We start from the raw sequence: 17,909 nt of genomic DNA, 5'->3' as shown, positions 1-17,909 counted from the left end.
GGGGCAGCCATGTTCAACACCATTATCATCACGGTCAAAACGCTGCTGCGCCGGCCGAGCACGTGGGTCTGGGGCGCCCTCTTTCCCATCGCGCTTTCCACGATGTTCATGTTTATGTTTGCGAACCTCAGCTCCGACGGCACGGTCGACCCGGTGCCGGTTGCCGTCGTGGCGGACGAGGCCTGGGACGCCTCAACCTTTAAGGACGTGGCGACGTCGCTTGCCAAGGAGGGCGACGATCAACTGCTCGATGTGAGCGAGTACGAAGACTTGGCTGCCGCGCGCAAAGCGCTCAAGGCCGGCGAAGTCGCGGGCATTTACACGGTGGATACCGCGGGCACGCCCAAGCTCACGCTGCTTTCGAGCTATGACGGCTCACGTGCGTCGTCGGTGCTCACCGACCGCAGCATTCTGGAGACGGTGGCAAGCTCGTATACACAAAATGCCGAGCTCATGTCCCAGATTGCCCAGGACAACCCGGCGGCGCTCGCCGACCCGGAGGCGGTTGCGCGCGCCCTGTCGCTCGAGGGTGGCACCCGCCGCGTAAGCCTGACACGCACCACGCCCGATGGCACGGTCATCTACTACTACGCGCTCTTTGGCCTGGTCGCGATGATGTCTGCCGAGTTTGCCGCCTTGAGCGTCGTCGACCTGCAGCCCAATCTGTCGGGCCTTGGCGCGCGCCGCTGCGTGGGTGGTCTTTCCAAGACGGCGTCGCTGGCCGGTATCTTTGTGGGCTCGTGGCTGGTCTCCTTCGCCTCGATGACGATCGCGATTGGCTACGTGCGCCTGGTCGTGGGCGTCGACTTTGGCGGGCGCGAGGGGCTGTGCCTGGTGGGCGGCGCCGCTTCCGCGCTTGCCGCCACGGGCTTGGGACTCTTTGTGGGCACGTTGCCCGTTAAGGGTGGCAAGGCGTCCAAGTCGGGCATCCTCACGGGCTTTGCCACCACGTGCGCCCTGTTCGCCGGACTCTACGGCGAGCCGGCGATGGCGCTTGCCGACGATGTCGCCCGCGCCTGCCCGGCCGAGTGCTGGCTCAACCCCGTCAAGCTCATCTGCGACATGTTCAACCGTCTGTATTTCTTTGAGGACCTGGGTCCCTTTGCCGTTCGCGCCGGCGCGCTGGTCCTTATGGCGCTGCTGTTCGTTGCCGCCGCCACGCTGATCTTTGGAAGGAGCCGCTATGAGCACCTTTAAGACCGCGCTTCGCATGGCGCTGGCGCACCCGTTCTACCTGCTCATCTATACGGTGTTCATCTCGCTCATGGGCGTATTCATCGCGGCCTCGGTGAGCTGGAACTCGTCGCAGCTTATCGAGTACAAGCCCTACGACACCAACGTGATCGTGGTCGACCGCGACGATAGCGACCTTTCGCGTGCGCTTACCAAGCATCTGGGGTCGCGTTTTGAGCTGGTCACGGGCGTCGGCGACGATACGTACGATCTTGCGGACGCGCTCTCCAAGAGCAATAGCGCCAAGGGCAGCGCCGACTGCGTGTTCTTTATCCCGGAGGGGTTTGAGGACGACCTCGTTGCAGCCGCCCGCGTGGGGGAGTCCCTGCCCAAGCTCGATGTGACCTACGGTGCCGGCACCATGGCAGCGGCGCTTTCGTCTGCCGAGGCCTCGCGCTGGATCTCGCTCGCGGGCGCTGCGGCCGCACTTGAGCCCACTGCCTCCAACGGCGACGTTGCCAAGGCCGCCGAACATGCCGCTGCAAAGCGCGCGGAGGTCCAGATCGAGCGGGTCAAGGTCGACTCGGCTGCTGCCGCCACGCTCGAGTCGTACTTCAACTTTGGCGCGTACGCGATTATCTCGTCGGTCATCGTATCGGTGGGGTTGGTGTTCTCGGGCATGAACGAGCCCGAGCGCGTGCGTCGTATGGATGCCGGCCCAATCTCCGAGCGCCAACGTTCGCTTGCCGTGTTTGCCGCCGCCGCAGTGCTCACCGTCTGCATCTGGTTTGTGTCGAGCATGATGGGCGTCGTGGGCTTTGCCGGCGCGGTTGCCGAGGTCGGCGTGGGTCGTGTGTGCCTGGCGCTGGCGGCGACGTTTGCCCTGGCGTGCACGCCTCTGGCCGTTGGCTTTGCCCTTTCGAGCCTGGGTGCGCGTGAGGAGCTGCTCAACGGTGTGGGCAACCTGCTCGGCATGCTCATGACGTTTTTGGGCGGCGCTTGGATGCCGCTGTCGCTCATGGGCTCGGCCGTGCAGACGGTGGCGCACTTTGTGCCGACGTATTGGGTGAACGACGCGATCGGCAAGGCGCTTGCTTCGGACCTGACGTCTGCCGTGTTGGGCGACATCGCCTGCGACCTGGGCGTCACCGTGCTCTTCGCCGCCGCCATTGCCGCCGTAGGCCTGGCTCTCGCACGCGCCAAATCCCGCGCCTAGTCTGAAATAAATCCTAGCCCTCGCTCCAAAATAGTTCGCCATGGTTTACTATTACGCTCATAAAGTAGTACGAGGCTAACAACGGGGGATACCATGGCAACGCAGGAAGCCTATGTCCAGGTTAAGGATCTCAAAAAGCATTACGGCGACGGTGATGCGCGCCTGACGGTACTCGATGGCATCGACACGTCCATCAACCGCGGCGAGATCTGCGTCATGCTGGGGCCCTCGGGCTCGGGTAAGTCGACCTTTCTCAACCTGATCGGCGGCCTGGAGGATGCCGACGGCGGCTCTATTCTGGTGGACGGCTGCGACCTCACCACGCTCAACGCCACCGACCTGGGCGAATACCGACGCCGCGAGCTGGGCTTCGTGTTCCAGTTCTATAATCTGGTGCCCGACCTCACCATCAAGGAAAACATCGAGGTCACGGCACACCTGTCCAAAAAGCCACTCAACGTCGACGACCTGCTGCGTTCGCTGGGCCTTTACGAGCACCGCAACAAGTTTCCGCGCCAGGTTTCGGGCGGCCAGCAGCAGCGCTGTGCCATCGGCCGCGCACTCGTCAAAAACCCGGGCCTGCTGCTGTGCGACGAGCCCACGGGCGCACTTGACTATAAGACGTCCAAGGAAATCTTGCAGCTCATGGAGGATGTCAACCGCACCTACGGCTGCACCATCATCATTGTCACCCACAATGCCGCCATCGCGCGCATGGCCAATCGCGTGCTGCGCCTGCGCGACGGGCGCATCGTCGAGGATGAGCTCAACGAGTCGCCCGTCGCAGCCGCCGAGCTCGATTGGTAGGCGGCGCCATGACACCTCTCGCAAAACGTCTCCCGCGCGAGCTGCGCCGCAATATCGGTAAGTACCTGGGCATCTTTTTGCTTATGTGCGGAAGCATTGCCCTTACATCGGGCTTTTTGCTTGCGGCGCATTCCATCGGCTGCCTTATCGACGACATGCGCGATGCGTACACGATTGAGGACGGCCGCGTGACCACCTCCTTCGAGGCCACCAAAGACCAGCTCAAGGCAGCCGAGGACGCGGCAGACGACGTCGGCGGCGTCACGCTCTACAAGAATTTCTCCATCGACGCCATCAGCAAAAAGGTGTCCGGCGACGACGGCACCAAGCGCACGCTGCGCACCTATGCGCACCGCACCAAGGTCGATATCGCGTCCTACTGTGAGGGCAGGGAACCCAAGGCGGACGACGAGGTGGCCATCGATCGAGTTTTTGCCACCAACAACGACCTCGCCGTGGGCGATAAGGTCGAGCTTGAGGGCCGCACCTACACCATCTGCGGCATCATGACCCAGCCCGATAGCCAGGCGCTGTTCCTCAACAATTCGGACTTTACGGTGAACACCATCACCTATGGCGTGGCCGAGGTCAGCGACGCCGGCTTTGCCGCGCTCGAGGACGCCGGCGGCGCACCCGCCTACACCTATTCCTTTACCTTTACCGATCGCGATCTCTCCACTGCAGACCGCATCGATGCCGAGCAGGATATGGTCGAGGCGCTGACCGATGCCGATGCACGCGTGGATGACCTCATCGACGCCGATTCCAACCAGGGCATTGGCTACGCGCGCGACGACGTAGACGGCGACTCCATGATGTGGATGACGCTGCTCGACATCATCATCGTGATCATGGCGTTCGTCTTTGTGGTCCTTACCGACGCCACCATCGAGGAGGAGAGCGCCATCATCGGCACGCTGCTCGCCAGCGGCTATCGTCGACGCGAGATCGTGCCGCACTACCTTGCGCTTCCCGCCATCGTGGGCGTGGTCGCGGCGCTTTTGGGCACTGCGCTCGGCGTCGTGTTCTTTACCGAGCCCATGCGCAGCCTCTATTACGGCTCGTACAGCCTGCCGCCCTTCCAGGTGTACTGGAGCTGGGAGATCTTTGTGAAGTGCGCCGTGGTTCCCGCCGCCGCGCTCGTCCTCATCACGCTGGTGGGTCTGCTTCGCAAGATGGGCAAGACGCCGTTGCAGTTCCTTCGTCACGAGTCGAGCGGCAAATCGGGCACCAAGCGCGGCCTGCGGCTGCCGGAGCGCATGGGCTTTGTCTCGCGCTTCCGCTTGCGTATCTTCCTGCGCAATCTGGGCAACTTCGCCACACTCTTCGTGGGCATTGCATTTGCGTCGCTACTGCTGCTCTTTGGCCTGGCGATTCTGCCCACGATGACGCACTATGCGGACAACCTCGAGACAAGCCTGGTCGCCGAGCACCAGTACACGCTCAAGGCGCCGTTGGAGCTCGAGGGCACTGCCGAGGAGCGCGAGCAGTGGTCGGCACTCGAGCGCTTGCAGTCGGTTGACGGCGCGCTGCTTTCCGCCACTCAGGATGCCGATGACGAGCTTGACGACGCGGCCGATGTGGCGCGGGCGGCAGCCGATGCCGCGACCGCATCTCCGTCTGCCGAGAGCCTGGCCGCGGCGCAGGACGCGCTCGCCAAGGTCCAGGACAAGAAGAATGCGCTCTACGCGCGCCTTGACGATCTTGCCGATGCCCTCGGCTGCGATCGCGATGAGGCCATCGACCTGATCGATAAGGCCTCTAAGATTGACACCGACAACGACGATATCCACCCGGTCAATACGATCGACAATGGTGCAGGCGCAATTGCGCAAGCCGAGAAATCCGCCGTCTACCAGCTGCAATACGACCGCGGCGATGGAAATGGCGAGGAGACGATTTCCGTCTACGGCATTTCATCCGATTCACGCTATTGGAAAGACCTCAACGTCGGCGACGGCCGTGTCGTCTTTGGCGGCGGCCTACTCGACAAGTTCGGCTGGAGCGAGGGCCAGAAGGTCACGCTCAGCGACAAGTACGAGGGCGAGCATTATTCCTTTGAGTACGCGGGCAAGGACTGTGCCTGGGGCTCCAAGTCGGATATGAATGTCTATATGAGCATCGACGACTTTAACGAGCTGTTCGACAACGACGCCACCTACTTTAACGGCTATGCGAGCAACAAGAAGCTCGACCTCGATGCTCGTTACTTTGCCGGCGACACCACGCCCGACGACATGCGCGCCGTGGGCGACCAGTTCATCGGCATGATGAGCAAAATGATCGGCATGATGGTTGGGCTTGTGGTGTTCATCTTCTTGCTGTTTATGTACCTGCTGACCAAGGCTGTGATCGACCACAGCGCCCGTTCGATCAGCTACATGAAAGTCTTTGGCTATCGCGATAGCGAGATTTCGCATCTGTACATCCGCTCGATCACATTGTGCGTGGCAGCGTCACTCGTGCTGAGCCTGCCGGTCATTATTGGCTCGCTCACGGCCATCTTCCGCTCGATGTTGCTCGCCTACAACGGCAATATCGAGATCTACGTGCCCGCTTGGTCCATGGCGGCGTGCGCAGGAATCGGCTTTGCGACCTACCTGGTCGTGGCACTGCTGCACACGCGCTCCATCAAGCGCGTCAGCTTGGCCGAAGCCCTCAAAGTGCAGGAGTAGCCATCGGGGACAGTCCTTGCCATTCGTCGGCTCGCCGGCCGGCTGGCAAGGACTGTCCCTAACTGCCGGGCGGCGAAAGAGTGTCCCTTGCGACTGGTCATTTAAGAACGTCCCCAATGACTAGGTTCCGTACTTGACTTTAACTCTGCTTTAACTGGTACCATCCTCTATGTCTGTAACGCCATATAGACCGAGGGGATAGATCTATGACCGCAACTGCACCCGCAGCACCCGCTAAGGTGTACTTCACCAACCTGCGCACGCATGCTCGCGAGAGCCAGCTCGACAAGCTCAAGCGCCTCATCCGTCACGCCGGAATTGAGCAGATCGACTTTGAGAACAAGTTCGTCGCCATTAAGATTCACTTTGGCGAGCTGGGCAACCTGAGCTTTTTGCGTCCCAACTACGCCCGCGCCGTCGCGGATGTCGTGAAGGAGCTGGGTGGCAAGCCCTTCCTCACCGACTGCAACACGCTCTATGTGGGTAGCCGCAAAAACGCGCTCGAGCACATTGATACCGCCTACCAGAACGGCTTTACCCCGTATGCTACGGGTTGCCAGATCATCATCGCCGACGGCCTCAAGGGCACCGACGAGGCGCTTGTCCCGGTCGAGGGCGGCGAGTACGTGCACGAGGCCAAGATCGGTCAGGCGCTCATGGATGCCGATATCGTGATCAGCCTCACCCACTTTAAGGGTCATGAGCAGGCCGGCTTTGGCGGTGCCATGAAGAACCTGGGCATGGGCGGCGGCAGTCGCGCCGGCAAGATGGAGCAGCATGCCGCCGGCAAGCCGAACGTCGCGCCCGAGCACTGCGTTGGCTGCCGTGCCTGCGAAAAGATCTGCGCGCACAACGCTATCTCGTTCGATGGCACCCGCGAACGCGAGCTTGCCGGCGGCGCTACTCGCACGGTGCACGTGGCCGCTATCGACCACGATCGCTGCGTGGGCTGCGGCCGCTGCATCGGCGTGTGCAACCAGGACGCCATCAAGCCCGGCTATGAAGCCGCGGCCGACGTGCTCAACTGTAAGATCGCCGAGTACACCAAGGCCGTTGTCCAGGATCGTCCCAGCTTCCACATTTCGCTGGCTATGGATATCAGCCCCAACTGCGATTGCCATCCCGAAAACGACACGCCTATCGTCAACGATATCGGCATGTTCGCGAGCTTCGACCCGGTCGCCATTGACCAGGCCTGCGCCGATGCCGTCATGGCATCCGAGCCGCTGCCCAACACCGAGCTCACCGATAGCGCGGCCAAGATGGAGCACAACCACGAGCATCTGGAGGGCGAGCAGGCCAAGGATCCCTTCTGCATCACGCATCCCGACACCGACTGGCGCGTGTGCATCGCGCACGCCGAGAAGATTGGCCTGGGCACGAGCGAGTATGAGCTCATCGAGGTCAAGTAGCGCCTAGCTATTGGACAAAATAAGCGCCTTTGTAGCGTTAGTTGAGCAAAAGCCGCCTGTGAGCACAGCGCTCACGGGCGGCTTTTCGGAAGTGCGGTGAAAAATCGAATACCGCCGACCACAAACCGATTTTTGGCAACAAAACCCCAGACGTTGCTTTTTGCCTAAAAATTCTTGTCGAGGAAGTTGTCGACCGTGTTCCAGTAGAGTTCGGGGTCGACCTGCGCGCTCTTGGCGTGGGTGGCGCCATGGATAGTGAGCTTTTGCTTGACCTTGCTGGCGCACGCGTCGTAATTTTGGTCGAGCATGCTGTACGGTACAAAGGTGTCCTGGTCGCCGTGGATAAACAGCATGGGAACCGTCGCGTGTTTGAGTTGCTCCACACTGCTCGCCTTATGAAAGTCGTAGCCCGCGCGCACGTTGCACACCAAGTTTGCTATATCGAGCAAGGGAAAGCTGGGCAGGCCGAACACGTCCTTGAGCTGCAGAGAAAACTCGTCCCAAACACTTGTATAACCGCAGTCCTCGATAATGCATTTCACGTTTGCGGGCAGAGATTCCCCCGCGACGTTCATGGCGGTTGCCGCACCCATCGACTCGCCAAAGACCAGGATGCGCGCCTCGGGGTCAGCCTGAACGATTCGCTCGATCCATGCGACGACATCGAGCCGCTCGGGCCAGCCCATGCCGATATAGTCGCCGCCGGAGCGCTCGTGGGCGCGTGCGGCGGGTGCGAGTACGTTCATGCCGCGGTCGTGGAATCGCTTGACGTATCGGGCCATACCGATGGGCTCGTTGGTATATCCATGCAGGCAGACGGCGTAGTCGTGCGTGCTCTCCGACGCAGCAAAATACCAGGCGGCAAGCTCGGTCCCGTCGTTCGCGGTGAGGCTGCTGCTCTCGCGGTTTTCCTTAAACCACGCCCGTGCCTCGCCCTCCTCGGCGTCCATCTGCTCGCCCTTTTCGGCGTCCTTGCCATCCTGCATCATCTTCATGGTGTACGGCGCTTGGGGGTTCAGGGCAAAGTCAAACAAAAAGTTGCCGGCAAACCCCAGCAGCGCGACAACGAGCACCAGCGCAACGACGCCGGCTATCTTGAGCTTTCGATGGGAACGTGCGTTTTGAGCCATGCGGTATTCTCCTATAAGATGTTAATAAATCAACATTTAATGCAAGCGCATTATGGACGTTCGCCGTTGATGCGTCAACAGGCAAAGAATGGGTAAACAAAGGGTCACGTATGGTGCAAATTTCGCACGTACCTAGACGCTTTGATATAGTGTTGAGAACTCTTTACATTGGAGGATGTAACCGGCATGTCCGATTCGAGCGACAGTTCTAAGCCGCGACCCAAGACCGCGGCCGTTCCACACTACACGGTGGGCGAGGAGATCATGAACTCCGTCACCCATGGTGTCGGCTGCCTGCTGGGTATCGCGGGCCTGGTGCTCCTGATCGTATTCGCTGCCCTGCGCGGCGGAGGCCCAGACCACATGGCCGCGGCGATTGTCTATGGCGTCAGCATTATTCTCGAATATCTGGCTTCCACGCTCTATCACGCGATTCAGCCCGCGGGTGCCAAGCGCGTATTCCGCATCATCGACCATAGCTGTATCTACCTGCTCATTGCCGGCAGCTATACGCCGTTTTGCCTCATCACGCTCGCGAATGACGGCGGCCCTGCGCTGTTCTTTGCCGTATGGGCCATCGCCATTATCGGCATCGCCCTCGAGTGCTTTATGCGCGAGCGTCAACCGCACTGGGTAAGCGGCTTGGTCTACCTGCTGATGGGCTGGCTTGTCGTCTTTAAGCTGCCCGAACTTGTGGCGCTGCTCAACCCCGTGGCACTTGCCCTGCTCGCCGTCGGTGGCGTGTGCTATACCGTGGGCGTGCCGTTCTATATCGCCAAAAACGTGCGCTATCTGCACAGTGTTTTCCACTTGTGGGTGCTCGCCGGCAGCATCTTCCAGTTCATGGCGGTGATCCTCTTCGTAATCTAGCGACCGCGCCCGCGTCCTCGTTTGGGCGCCGGCGCAATTGCCGTATCCGCCATCAACGTTTCACCCTGACGTCCCGAATCTTGGAGGTTCGAGAAACTCCCGATGGACATAACCATCTCCCTTATTACCACCCTCGTTTTGACCCTCATCAACGGCTACTTCTCCATGTCCGAGATGGCTCTCACCACGGCTAAGCGCGCCGTGTTGGAGCACGATGCCGAGGAGGGCGATAAGCGTGCCGAGCGTGCCGTCCAGCTCGCCGCCGACTCCGACCAGCTGTTGGCCACCATCCAGGTTGCCATTACGCTCGTGGGCTTCGCCTCGTCCGCCGTCGCCTCGACGAGCCTGTCCGACCCGTTTGCCACGTGGCTCATGAGCTTTGGCATCGCGCCGCTTTCCGCCATCGCGCGCGGCCTAGCGCCGGTCATCATCACCGTCGCCGTCGCCTTTGTGTCCATCGTGATCGGCGAGCTCGTGCCCAAGCGCATCGGCCTCGCTAACGCCGAGGGCGTATCCAAGCAGGTTGTGGGACCGCTCTCCGTGTTCCAAAAGATCGCCCGCCCGCTCGTGTGGCTGACCGGCGCCTGCTCCGATGGTCTGGCCCGCATCCTGCGCATCAAGAGCGCCGACGACCGCCAGAACGTCTCGGAGGAAGAGATCAAGTACATGGTCTCGGAGCAGGACGACCTGCTCGACGAGGAAAAGCGCATGATCCACGAGATCTTCGACCTGGGCGACACCGTTGCCCGCGAGGTCATGGTGCCGCGCGTGGACACCACCATGTGCGAGGACGACGAGACGGTCGCCGACGTGCTGTCCACCATGCGCCAGACCGGCTTCAGCCGCATCCCCGTCTATCACGAGGACCCCGACAACGTCGCCGGCATCGCGCACATCAAGGACCTGATCCAACCCGCGCTCGACGGCAAGGGTGACCAGCCCATCGCCGGCTTTTTGCGCGACGCCACCTTTGTGCCCGACACCAAGGACATCCTGCCGCTACTGTCCGAGATGCAGACCTCGCACGACCAGATCGTGGTGGTCGTGGACGAGTACGGCGGCACGGCCGGCATTATCACCATCGAGGATATCGTCGAGGAGATCGTCGGCGAGATCGAGGACGAGTTCGACCCCGACAACAAGTATCTCACGCGCCTTTCGCGCCGCGAGTGGCTCGTTGATGGGCGTTTTTCGTGCGATGACGCGATTGAGCTTGGTTGGCCGCTCGAGGAAAGCGATGATTATGAGACCATCGCCGGCTGGATTTTGGAGCTTTGCGACTCGGTGCCCGACATCGGAGAGGTGTTTGAGGTCGCGGGGTACAAGTTTAAAGTTCAGTCGATGCGTGGCCAGCGCATCTCGCTCATTCGCGTGATCGCTCCGGCCGAAACCGATAAGAAGGATTCCGAGTCTTCGGTAGACGAGCCGACGACGTCGGGTGCGGGTTCCGCGAATCCGCACGACGGCGACGAGTAGGACAAGGAAGAGTAGGGGAGAGTTATGGCAGGCCTGTTCAACATCCTTAAGGTCACCGTCAGTGAGGACAAGATCTGCGCGCATGTGCTGGTGAACCCCGGCATGCCGCTCATGACCTCGGAGGACATCGAGGCCACGGCGCGCGTGTACTACCTGGTGCCCGCGATTGCCAAGCACCTGTGCCTGGGCGATTCCGGTCGCGAGTTCCAGGACTGCATGGGCCAGACCGAGCTCTGCCACTTGCTGGAGCACGTGACGGTTGAGCTCATGAACGAGACCGGTCTTGCCGGTAGCATCTCGTGCGGCCGCACGCGCGTAAGCGAGCACGACGAGCGCGTCTTTGAGGTTGAGCTTTCGTGCCCCGACGACGCGCTGGCCATCGGCGCGCTGTCTTCGGCCACCTTTATGATGGACTGGGCCTATCTGCACGCCGACCAGCCTGCCCCTGACGTGGAAGGCACGGTCGCGGGCCTGCGCAACCTGGTGCTGGGCATGCGCGCCGAGGCCGAGGGCAAGGATCCTCACGAGGCCGTCGCCGCTGCGAACGGCGAAGATGCTGCCGAGGACGAGGGCGCTGACGAGGGCGATGTGCCGGTCGACGCCGAGCCCGTTGCCGATGCGACCGCCGAGCCTGTTCCCACCGAGCCCCAGGGCGTCCCCAACTTTGACGACGAGCCCCAGGTGGCGATTGATACCGAGGGTGCGGTTGCCGAGAACCACGAGGCCTCCGCTGCCGTCTTTGGCGGTGCGGCGACGGTTCCGGCAGGACCTGCGCATGAGGGCGGTCTGCCGCTCGTGGACGGCGCCGGCGAGGACCCGGGTGCCACGGTGGCCATGCCGGCTATGCCCCAGGAGTAGGCCTAGGCGTTTATCACCATCACATACCTGCGCCTTTGCCGTACGCAGATGAGCGGAGCGGCAAGTGATGCGCTGCGGGTATAATGGACAGCATTCAAACGGTGGGCACCGACGTGCCCGCAGGAGAGGAATGATCATGGGTAAGACTTTCAGCTTTGTCTCCGGCGCACTTTTTGGTGCCGCTGCCGGCGCTATTGTCGGCGTTGCTCTGGCCCCGCGCTCGGGCGCCGAGACCCGCGCCATGGCTGCCGATATCGCCAACGACGCCTGGGACAATATGCGCGACACCTACGAGCACAGCGCCGAGGAGGCCCGTGCTGCGGTGAATGACTTTGGCCCGATGGTCGACGCCAAGACCGACGACCTGCGCGCCAAGGTCGACCTGGCCCGCGAGCGCATGGACCAGCTGCGCGAGCAGCTCAACGACGCCATTTCGGGCGGCAACGTGACGCCTGCCGCCGACGTCGTGGTCGAAAACGCCGTCGAGGCTGATACCGAGGCTGCGGAGCCCTCGACCGAGGCATAATGCGCGCCGGGGATTTTGTCGGCGCCAAGATCTATCGCAAGCCTACCGAGGACAAGCGCACCAAAAAGGACGGCACGCCGCGCAGCCCTAAAAAGCTCGGAAAGATTCACTTTCCGGTCTTTACCCCGGGCGGTACGCGCGTGGTCGGCTTTATGGTCCGCCAGTCCGATATCGCGGGCATGATCGAGCGTCCCGACCGATTCGTAGCGCTCGACGCCATTGGTGTCTACGAGGGCGCCATTGCGGTCGATGACGTCAAGGACACGTACGATGCCGCCGCCGCCAAGCGCCTCGACATCAACCTGGACGATTGCATCATCTGGGTCGGTATGGACGTGCGCACGGAATCGGGCGATGCCGTGGGCTATTGCTCGGACGTTGAGTTCAAACCGCGTTCGGGCATTGTGCAGACGTTCTATGTGACCGCCAGCGCCGCATCGAGCATGTTGGTGGGCGACACGCGGGTGCCGCCGACGATGCTGCGCGGCTACGATAACGGCGCGATGATTGTCTCGGATGAGGTCAAGTCGCTCGGGTATTCGGGCGGTGCGGCTGCCAAGGCTGCCGAGGCGAGTGTCGTGGTGGGCGACAAGGTCAAAAAGGGTGCCAAGGTGCTCGACGACAAGGGTTCGGTTGCCGTTGACAAGGGCAGTCGCGCGCTGGGCAGGCAGCTCGGCAAAACGCGGGGCATGTTCAAGGCCTTTAAGGACGAATATCAAAAGGCGAGCGGGGGCTCGCCGAAAGCTAACAAATAGCGACATACCAAACGATGGGAGGCGAGCCGGAGACATGTAACTCCGGCTCGCTGTGTTTATGGGGGAGGGCACATGCGCCAAAACGGATCCAACTTAAACGGGCGTTCGGGTGCGCGTCCGACGGCGCGCCGCGACCTGGGGCAGCTGCCCAGCGGTCAGCGCAAGCGTCACCGTAAGCCCGGCGCGATGTATCTCAACCATAGCCGCGGCTTTAGCGACCGCAGCGCTCGCATCGGCAACAGCCGCACACCCCGCCGTTCGTCTCGCCTGCCCTATGCGCTCATCGCCGTGGGTTGCGCGCTCGTGCTGTTTATCGCTGCCGTCGTGGGCTACGTCAACCGCAGTGTGGACGTGGAGCTCAACGGCCAGAAGACCGCGGTGCGTGTGGGCTCTACGCTGCAGAATCTCATCGACGACCAGGAGTTGACTGACACCTACGACGCAGGCGACCTGCTGGCCGTCGATGACAGCGTGCTCAAGCGCCATGGGGGCGAAAAGCTGTCGGTGAAGGTCGACGGCAAGCGCGTGAAGCAGGGCAAATGGGATAGCCGCGAACTTGAGGGCGGCGAGAAGGTGACGGTCAAGGATGGCCGTAACACCTACGAGAAGCACGAGGTTCAGGCTACGGTTATCGAGCCCAAGCTCAAGGTCGAGGGCACGGGCGCTATCGAGTATGTGCAGACATGGGGTGTCCAGGGCCGATCCGAGGTGTGGGTTGGTGAGCAGTCGGGCAAGACGCAAGACCGCGGCGAGGTTGTGCCCGCCACCGATTGCGTTGTTGCGTGCGCCAGCGTGGCGCCCAAGGGCAACAAAAAGTGCGTGGCGCTGACGTTTGACGAGGGTCCGAGCGGCGCCACCAAGCAGATCTTGCAGGTGCTCAAGGAAAAGGGCGTCACCGCGACGTTCTTCCTTTCGGGCGATGCGGCCGAGGCCTCGCCTGCCACGGCCAAGGCGATTGTCGATGCCGGGTGCGAGATCGGATCCAACAGCTACAGCGACGATTCGCTCAAGGGTCAGGACCGTGAGGCGGTACGCGAACAGATCACGAAAGGCACCGATGCGATTAAGTCGGCGACCGGCGTGAAGACGATGCTACTGCGTGCTCCCTACGCTGCCTTTGACGAGCAAAATTGGATTGATGCGATGGATCTGGTCTCCGCCGTGGTCTCGTGGAATATTGACTCGGGCGACTGGCTGCTCAACGGTGCCGACGAGCAGGTCTCGACGGTGCTCGATTCGGTGACGCCGGGCAATATCGTGCTGCTCACCGATAGAGACGAATGCGCCGAGCAGACGCTCGAGGCGCTGCCGCAGATTATCGACGGCCTCATTGCCGACGGCTACAAGATCGTGACGGTCAGCGACCTGGTCAAGACGGACACGTCGCTGAGTAAAAAGCTCACCTCGCTGACGAAGGTCACCATGCCCAAGGACGCCGTGTTCCCCCAACTTGCCGAGGACGACGACACCACAGAGTAGTCATTGGGTAGTCGTTTAGGAACGTCCCCAATGACTATGTCACGGATGCGTCAGCGTTTGGTATGCCTGCAATGTGCAGCGCATAAATTCGATGCCGCAGGGCGATGCTGATGCTATAGTTACTGCGGTTAATGAGGGTCAAGAGAAAGGTTACAGGTGAAATCCAAACCTCGACCATACAGTCGATGACCCCATGCAGGTGCTTTTTGCGCATGCACGGGGTGTAAGCGTCGAGCGGCGTGCCGCCCGCGCATGCGTATACATATCCAGAAGCCCCCGGACGCCGCACGCGCGGCCGCGTCCGGAGGAATTATGATGGGGAGCACCATTGAATTATCTGAGTGAGATGCTCAAATTGCCGGTCTTGGACGTCGACGGCGAAAAGCTCGGCGTGGTCAACGATTTTGGTATTGCTACCGGCGAAGTTTTTCCGCACGTGACGTCGCTCGCGTTCCGCGGACCCGGCAAGACGCCGTTTATGATCAGCTGGCGCAAATGGGTCGACCGTATCGACGAGACGGGTGTACACCTTAAGACGTCGGCCACCGAAATCCGTTTTTCGTACCTGCAGCCGACCGAACTCCTGCTCGCCCGCGACGTGCTCAACAAGCAGATTGTCGACACGCAGGGCATGAAGGTCGTGCGCGTCAACGACATCAAGTTTTCCATGTCGGGCGAAAATCAGCTGCGCCTGCTGGGCGCCGAGGTCGGTGCCCGCGGTCTGCTGCGCGCGATCAGCCCCGCCCTCGAGCATGTCGTCGAGAGCTTTATGAAGCACCTGGGCAAACCGCTCGGCGAGGACATCATCGCCTGGTCCTACATGGACCTGCTCGACCGTTCGACTAAGAACATTCAGCTGTCGGTGTCGCACAAGACGCTTGGCGAGCTGCATCCTGCTGATATTGCCGACATTATCGAGCAGCTCGACCCGCGCCTGCGTGCACAGGTGTTCGCGCAGCTCGATACTGCCCAGGCCGCCGAGGCCATCTCGGAGTTCGATGACGACGAACTTATGACCGAGATGCTCGAGGGCCTGTCCGACACCGATGCATCGTCGATGCTGGCCATGATGGACCCGGACGACGCCGCTGACCTAATCGACGAGCTCGATTACGAGAAGGCCGAGAAGCTTCTGCGCCTGATGGGCGTTCAGGAGGAGAAGGCGATTCGTAACCTGCTGGGCTATGAGGACAACACTGCCGGTCGCATCATGACCTCGGAGTTTGTCTCCCTGCCCGCCACGGCGACGGTCGGTGACGCCATCGAGGCGATCCGCAAGCTCGACGAGGACTTTGAGAGCGTCTATTACGTCTATACCGAGGACCCGAGCGGCATGCTGACGGGCGTGCTTTCGCTGCGCACGCTGATCGTGGCCGACCGCGACGCCACGCTGGGCCAGCTCGCCTATCGCGATCTGGTCTACGTGTCACCCGACGAGGACCAGGAAGACGTGACGGACGAGATGACCAAGTACGACCTGGTTGCCATCCCTGTCTGCGACGAGAACCGTCATATCCTGGGCATCGTGACCTTCGACGACGCCATGGACGTTATTGCCGAGGAGCATCAGGAGGACCTGCAGATCGCCGGTGTCGGCTCGGGCGATAGCGCGTCGGACGACTCGACGAACGTGCTCAGCTGGTTCGTGCATCGTCAGTACTGGGTCGTCGTGTGGGGCATCGCCTCGTGCATCATGGCAACGGTGCTGGGGACGGCGCTGGGCTCCGCGCATTTGGTGGTGTTCCCCATGTGCGCCATGCCGCTCGTGTTGCTGGCTGCCTCGCGTATGGTGTCGTTCGTCAAGAACTACTTCCTGGAGTATGACGGTCACGACGACGAGCCCAAGCCGTATCTGGGGTTCTTCTTCCAGAGCACGGGCATGGGCCTGATTCTGTCACTCGTGACCTATCTGTGCGCCCAGCTGGTGCGCACCGCTGCGTTCCCCGATGCGCCCATGTTTGAGGAGCAACTCTTTACCGGGTGCTTTAATATCGCTGCCATCATTTGCCTGGTTGGCAACATGAGCGCCGTGATTTACCTGATGGTACTGTTCTGGCGTGACGAGCATGACCTCAACACGTCGGGCACCGCCATGAACGTTATTGCCGTCATGATCTCGTGCGTAGCGTACTGCGCCGCTGCGGTGCTGCTCACCATGTCGGTCATGGGTTAGGTGGTCGCGTGCAAAATACCAAGCAAAAGTCGGGCACCAAGCAAAAGTTGACCATCGCGGCCATCTTTGGCGCTATGGGTCCCGGTCTGCTGGCGGCGCTTTCGGGCAATGACGCCGGCGGCATTGCAACGTATTCCAGCGCGGGTGCCAGCTATGGCTACAAGATGCTCTGGATGCTTCCCGTCATGACTGTGCTGCTCATCGTGACGCAGGAGACCGCGGCGCGCTGCGGCTGCGTCACGGGCAAGGGCCTGGCATCGCTCATTCGCGAGCGCTTTGGCGTGCGCAAGAGTGTACTTGCTATGGCGGCGCTGTTGATCGCCAACACGGCTGTGACCATTTCGGAGTTCGCGGGCATCGCCAGCGGCCTTGCTCTCTTTGGCGTGCCGGCGAGCATCTCGGTGCCGTTGGTAGCGCTGCTGGTGTGGATGCTTACCATGTCGGGTAGTTTCCAGCGCATCGAGAAGATTCTGCTGCTGGTGAGCTGCGTGTTCGTGACCTATATTGTCGCCGCGTTTATGGCTGGCCCCAACTGGGGTGAGGTCGCGGTCGACCTGGTCGTGCCTAACATTCAAAATGACCCCAGCTACGTGTCGCTCGTGGTCGCAACGATCGGTACCACCATCGCGCCGTGGATGATTTTCTTGGCGCAGAACAACGTGGTCGACAAGAACGCGGGCGAGGACGATATCGTGCTGCAGCGCATCGATACCGTGAGCGGCTCGCTTGCCGCCGATGTCATTGCCGGCTTTATTATCATCACGACCGGTACGGTGTTGTTCCCGGCGGGCATTCAGATTAGCGATGCTGCCGATGCTGCCCGTGCGCTGGAGCCTATTGCGGGTCAGTGGTCCACGGTACTGTTTGCCTCGGGCCTGGTCGCGGCGAGCTTCTTGGCTGCCTGCGTGCTGCCGGGCGTTACGTCGAGCGCTATCTGCGAGGCATTTGGCTGGGAGCGCGGTGCCGACCGCAGCTGGGACGAGGCCCCGGTCTATCGCGGCATCATTACGGCCATCATCGGTATCTCTGCCGTGCTGGTGCTTATGCCCGGCGTCGATCTGTTCCAGATTATGATGACCTCGCAGGTCATCAATGGCGTGCTACTGCCCGTGGTTCTGGTGTTCCAGGTGGTTATCGCCGCCGACCGTCACATCATGGGTGCCAACCGCAACGGCCGTGTGTGGAACGTGCTCACTTGGGCGACTATCGCCGTGATTACGGTGCTGACAGTCGTCATGTTTGTGCTGCAAGCGATGGGCTACAGCGCTTAACGCCCACTTTTGCTTCCGAACAGGCCGCAGCGATGGACTGCGGCCTGTTTTTGTCTGCTATAGGGTGTTAGTTATATGGCAGTGGGCA

At 61.4% G+C, this 17,909-nt stretch carries 14 protein-coding genes; 13 read left to right on the top strand and 1 reads right to left on the bottom strand.

Annotated features, from left to right (window positions below):
* The first annotated feature begins 9 nt into the window (after positions 1–9).
* The 5 genes from AB5767_RS07635 to AB5767_RS07615 all read left to right on the top strand — a co-directional run bounded on the left by AB5767_RS07635 (position 10) and on the right by AB5767_RS07615 (position 7,283).
* Positions 10–1,197, top strand: coding sequence for an ABC transporter permease (locus AB5767_RS07635; protein ID WP_368132271.1), 1,188 nt, complete (start codon positions 10–12; stop codon positions 1,195–1,197).
* On the top strand, positions 1,184–2,389 hold the full coding sequence (locus AB5767_RS07630) for an ABC transporter permease (RefSeq protein ID WP_368132885.1): 1,206 nt from the start codon (positions 1,184–1,186) through the stop codon (positions 2,387–2,389). The genes AB5767_RS07635 and AB5767_RS07630 overlap by 14 nt, the downstream gene beginning before the upstream one ends.
* A 93-nt stretch (positions 2,390–2,482) precedes the next feature.
* On the top strand, positions 2,483–3,196 hold the full coding sequence (locus tag AB5767_RS07625; protein WP_368132273.1) for an ABC transporter ATP-binding protein: 714 nt from the start codon (positions 2,483–2,485) through the stop codon (positions 3,194–3,196).
* A gap of 8 nt (positions 3,197–3,204) precedes the next feature.
* Complete coding sequence (locus AB5767_RS07620; RefSeq protein ID WP_368132274.1) at positions 3,205–5,871, top strand: ABC transporter permease; 2,667 nt, start codon at positions 3,205–3,207, stop codon at positions 5,869–5,871.
* Between the two features lie 206 nt (positions 5,872–6,077).
* A complete protein-coding gene (locus AB5767_RS07615; RefSeq protein WP_368132275.1) occupies positions 6,078–7,283 on the top strand; it encodes a DUF362 domain-containing protein in 1,206 nt (401 codons plus the stop codon).
* Between the two features lie 164 nt (positions 7,284–7,447).
* Here the strand turns inward: AB5767_RS07615 and AB5767_RS07610 are convergent, their stop codons facing one another.
* Complete coding sequence (locus AB5767_RS07610; RefSeq protein WP_368132276.1) at positions 7,448–8,413, bottom strand: alpha/beta hydrolase; 966 nt, start codon at positions 8,411–8,413, stop codon at positions 7,448–7,450.
* Positions 8,414–8,599: 186 nt separating this feature from the next.
* Here AB5767_RS07610 and trhA point away from each other — a divergent pair, with 186 nt between their 5' ends.
* From trhA to AB5767_RS07570, 8 genes are all read left to right on the top strand, one after another.
* Positions 8,600–9,283 (top strand): PAQR family membrane homeostasis protein TrhA, encoded by a 684-nt coding sequence (trhA, locus tag AB5767_RS07605; RefSeq protein ID WP_175406098.1) that lies wholly within the window; start codon positions 8,600–8,602, stop codon positions 9,281–9,283.
* Positions 9,284–9,385: 102 nt separating this feature from the next.
* On the top strand, positions 9,386–10,759 hold the full coding sequence (locus tag AB5767_RS07600; protein WP_368132279.1) for a hemolysin family protein: 1,374 nt from the start codon (positions 9,386–9,388) through the stop codon (positions 10,757–10,759).
* A gap of 24 nt (positions 10,760–10,783) precedes the next feature.
* Complete coding sequence (locus AB5767_RS07595) at positions 10,784–11,617, top strand: cyanophycin synthetase family protein (protein ID WP_233504106.1); 834 nt, start codon at positions 10,784–10,786, stop codon at positions 11,615–11,617.
* 136 nt (positions 11,618–11,753) lie between these two features.
* Positions 11,754–12,143 (top strand): YtxH domain-containing protein, encoded by a 390-nt coding sequence (locus AB5767_RS07590; protein ID WP_035136593.1) that lies wholly within the window; start codon positions 11,754–11,756, stop codon positions 12,141–12,143.
* A complete protein-coding gene (locus AB5767_RS07585; protein ID WP_368132280.1) occupies positions 12,143–12,898 on the top strand; it encodes a PRC-barrel domain-containing protein in 756 nt (251 codons plus the stop codon). The genes AB5767_RS07590 and AB5767_RS07585 overlap by 1 nt, the downstream gene beginning before the upstream one ends.
* Positions 12,899–12,970: 72 nt before the next feature.
* Positions 12,971–14,377 (top strand): polysaccharide deacetylase family protein, encoded by a 1,407-nt coding sequence (locus AB5767_RS07580; RefSeq protein WP_368132281.1) that lies wholly within the window; start codon positions 12,971–12,973, stop codon positions 14,375–14,377.
* Positions 14,378–14,723: 346 nt separating this feature from the next.
* Positions 14,724–16,550: a magnesium transporter gene (locus tag AB5767_RS07575; RefSeq protein WP_436197708.1), complete on the top strand. Its 1,827-nt coding sequence runs from the start codon at positions 14,724–14,726 to the stop codon at positions 16,548–16,550.
* A 74-nt stretch (positions 16,551–16,624) separates the two neighbouring features.
* Positions 16,625–17,821, top strand: a complete 1,197-nt coding sequence (locus tag AB5767_RS07570; protein WP_099432833.1) for an Nramp family divalent metal transporter — start codon at positions 16,625–16,627, stop codon at positions 17,819–17,821.
* Positions 17,822–17,909: the final 88 nt, after the last annotated feature.

Origin of the sequence: Collinsella aerofaciens (assembly GCF_040926265.1) — a bacterium.
Classification (GTDB): Bacteria; Actinomycetota; Coriobacteriia; order Coriobacteriales; family Coriobacteriaceae; genus Collinsella; species Collinsella aerofaciens_BB.
This window is presented reverse-complemented; position numbering and strand designations above follow the sequence as displayed.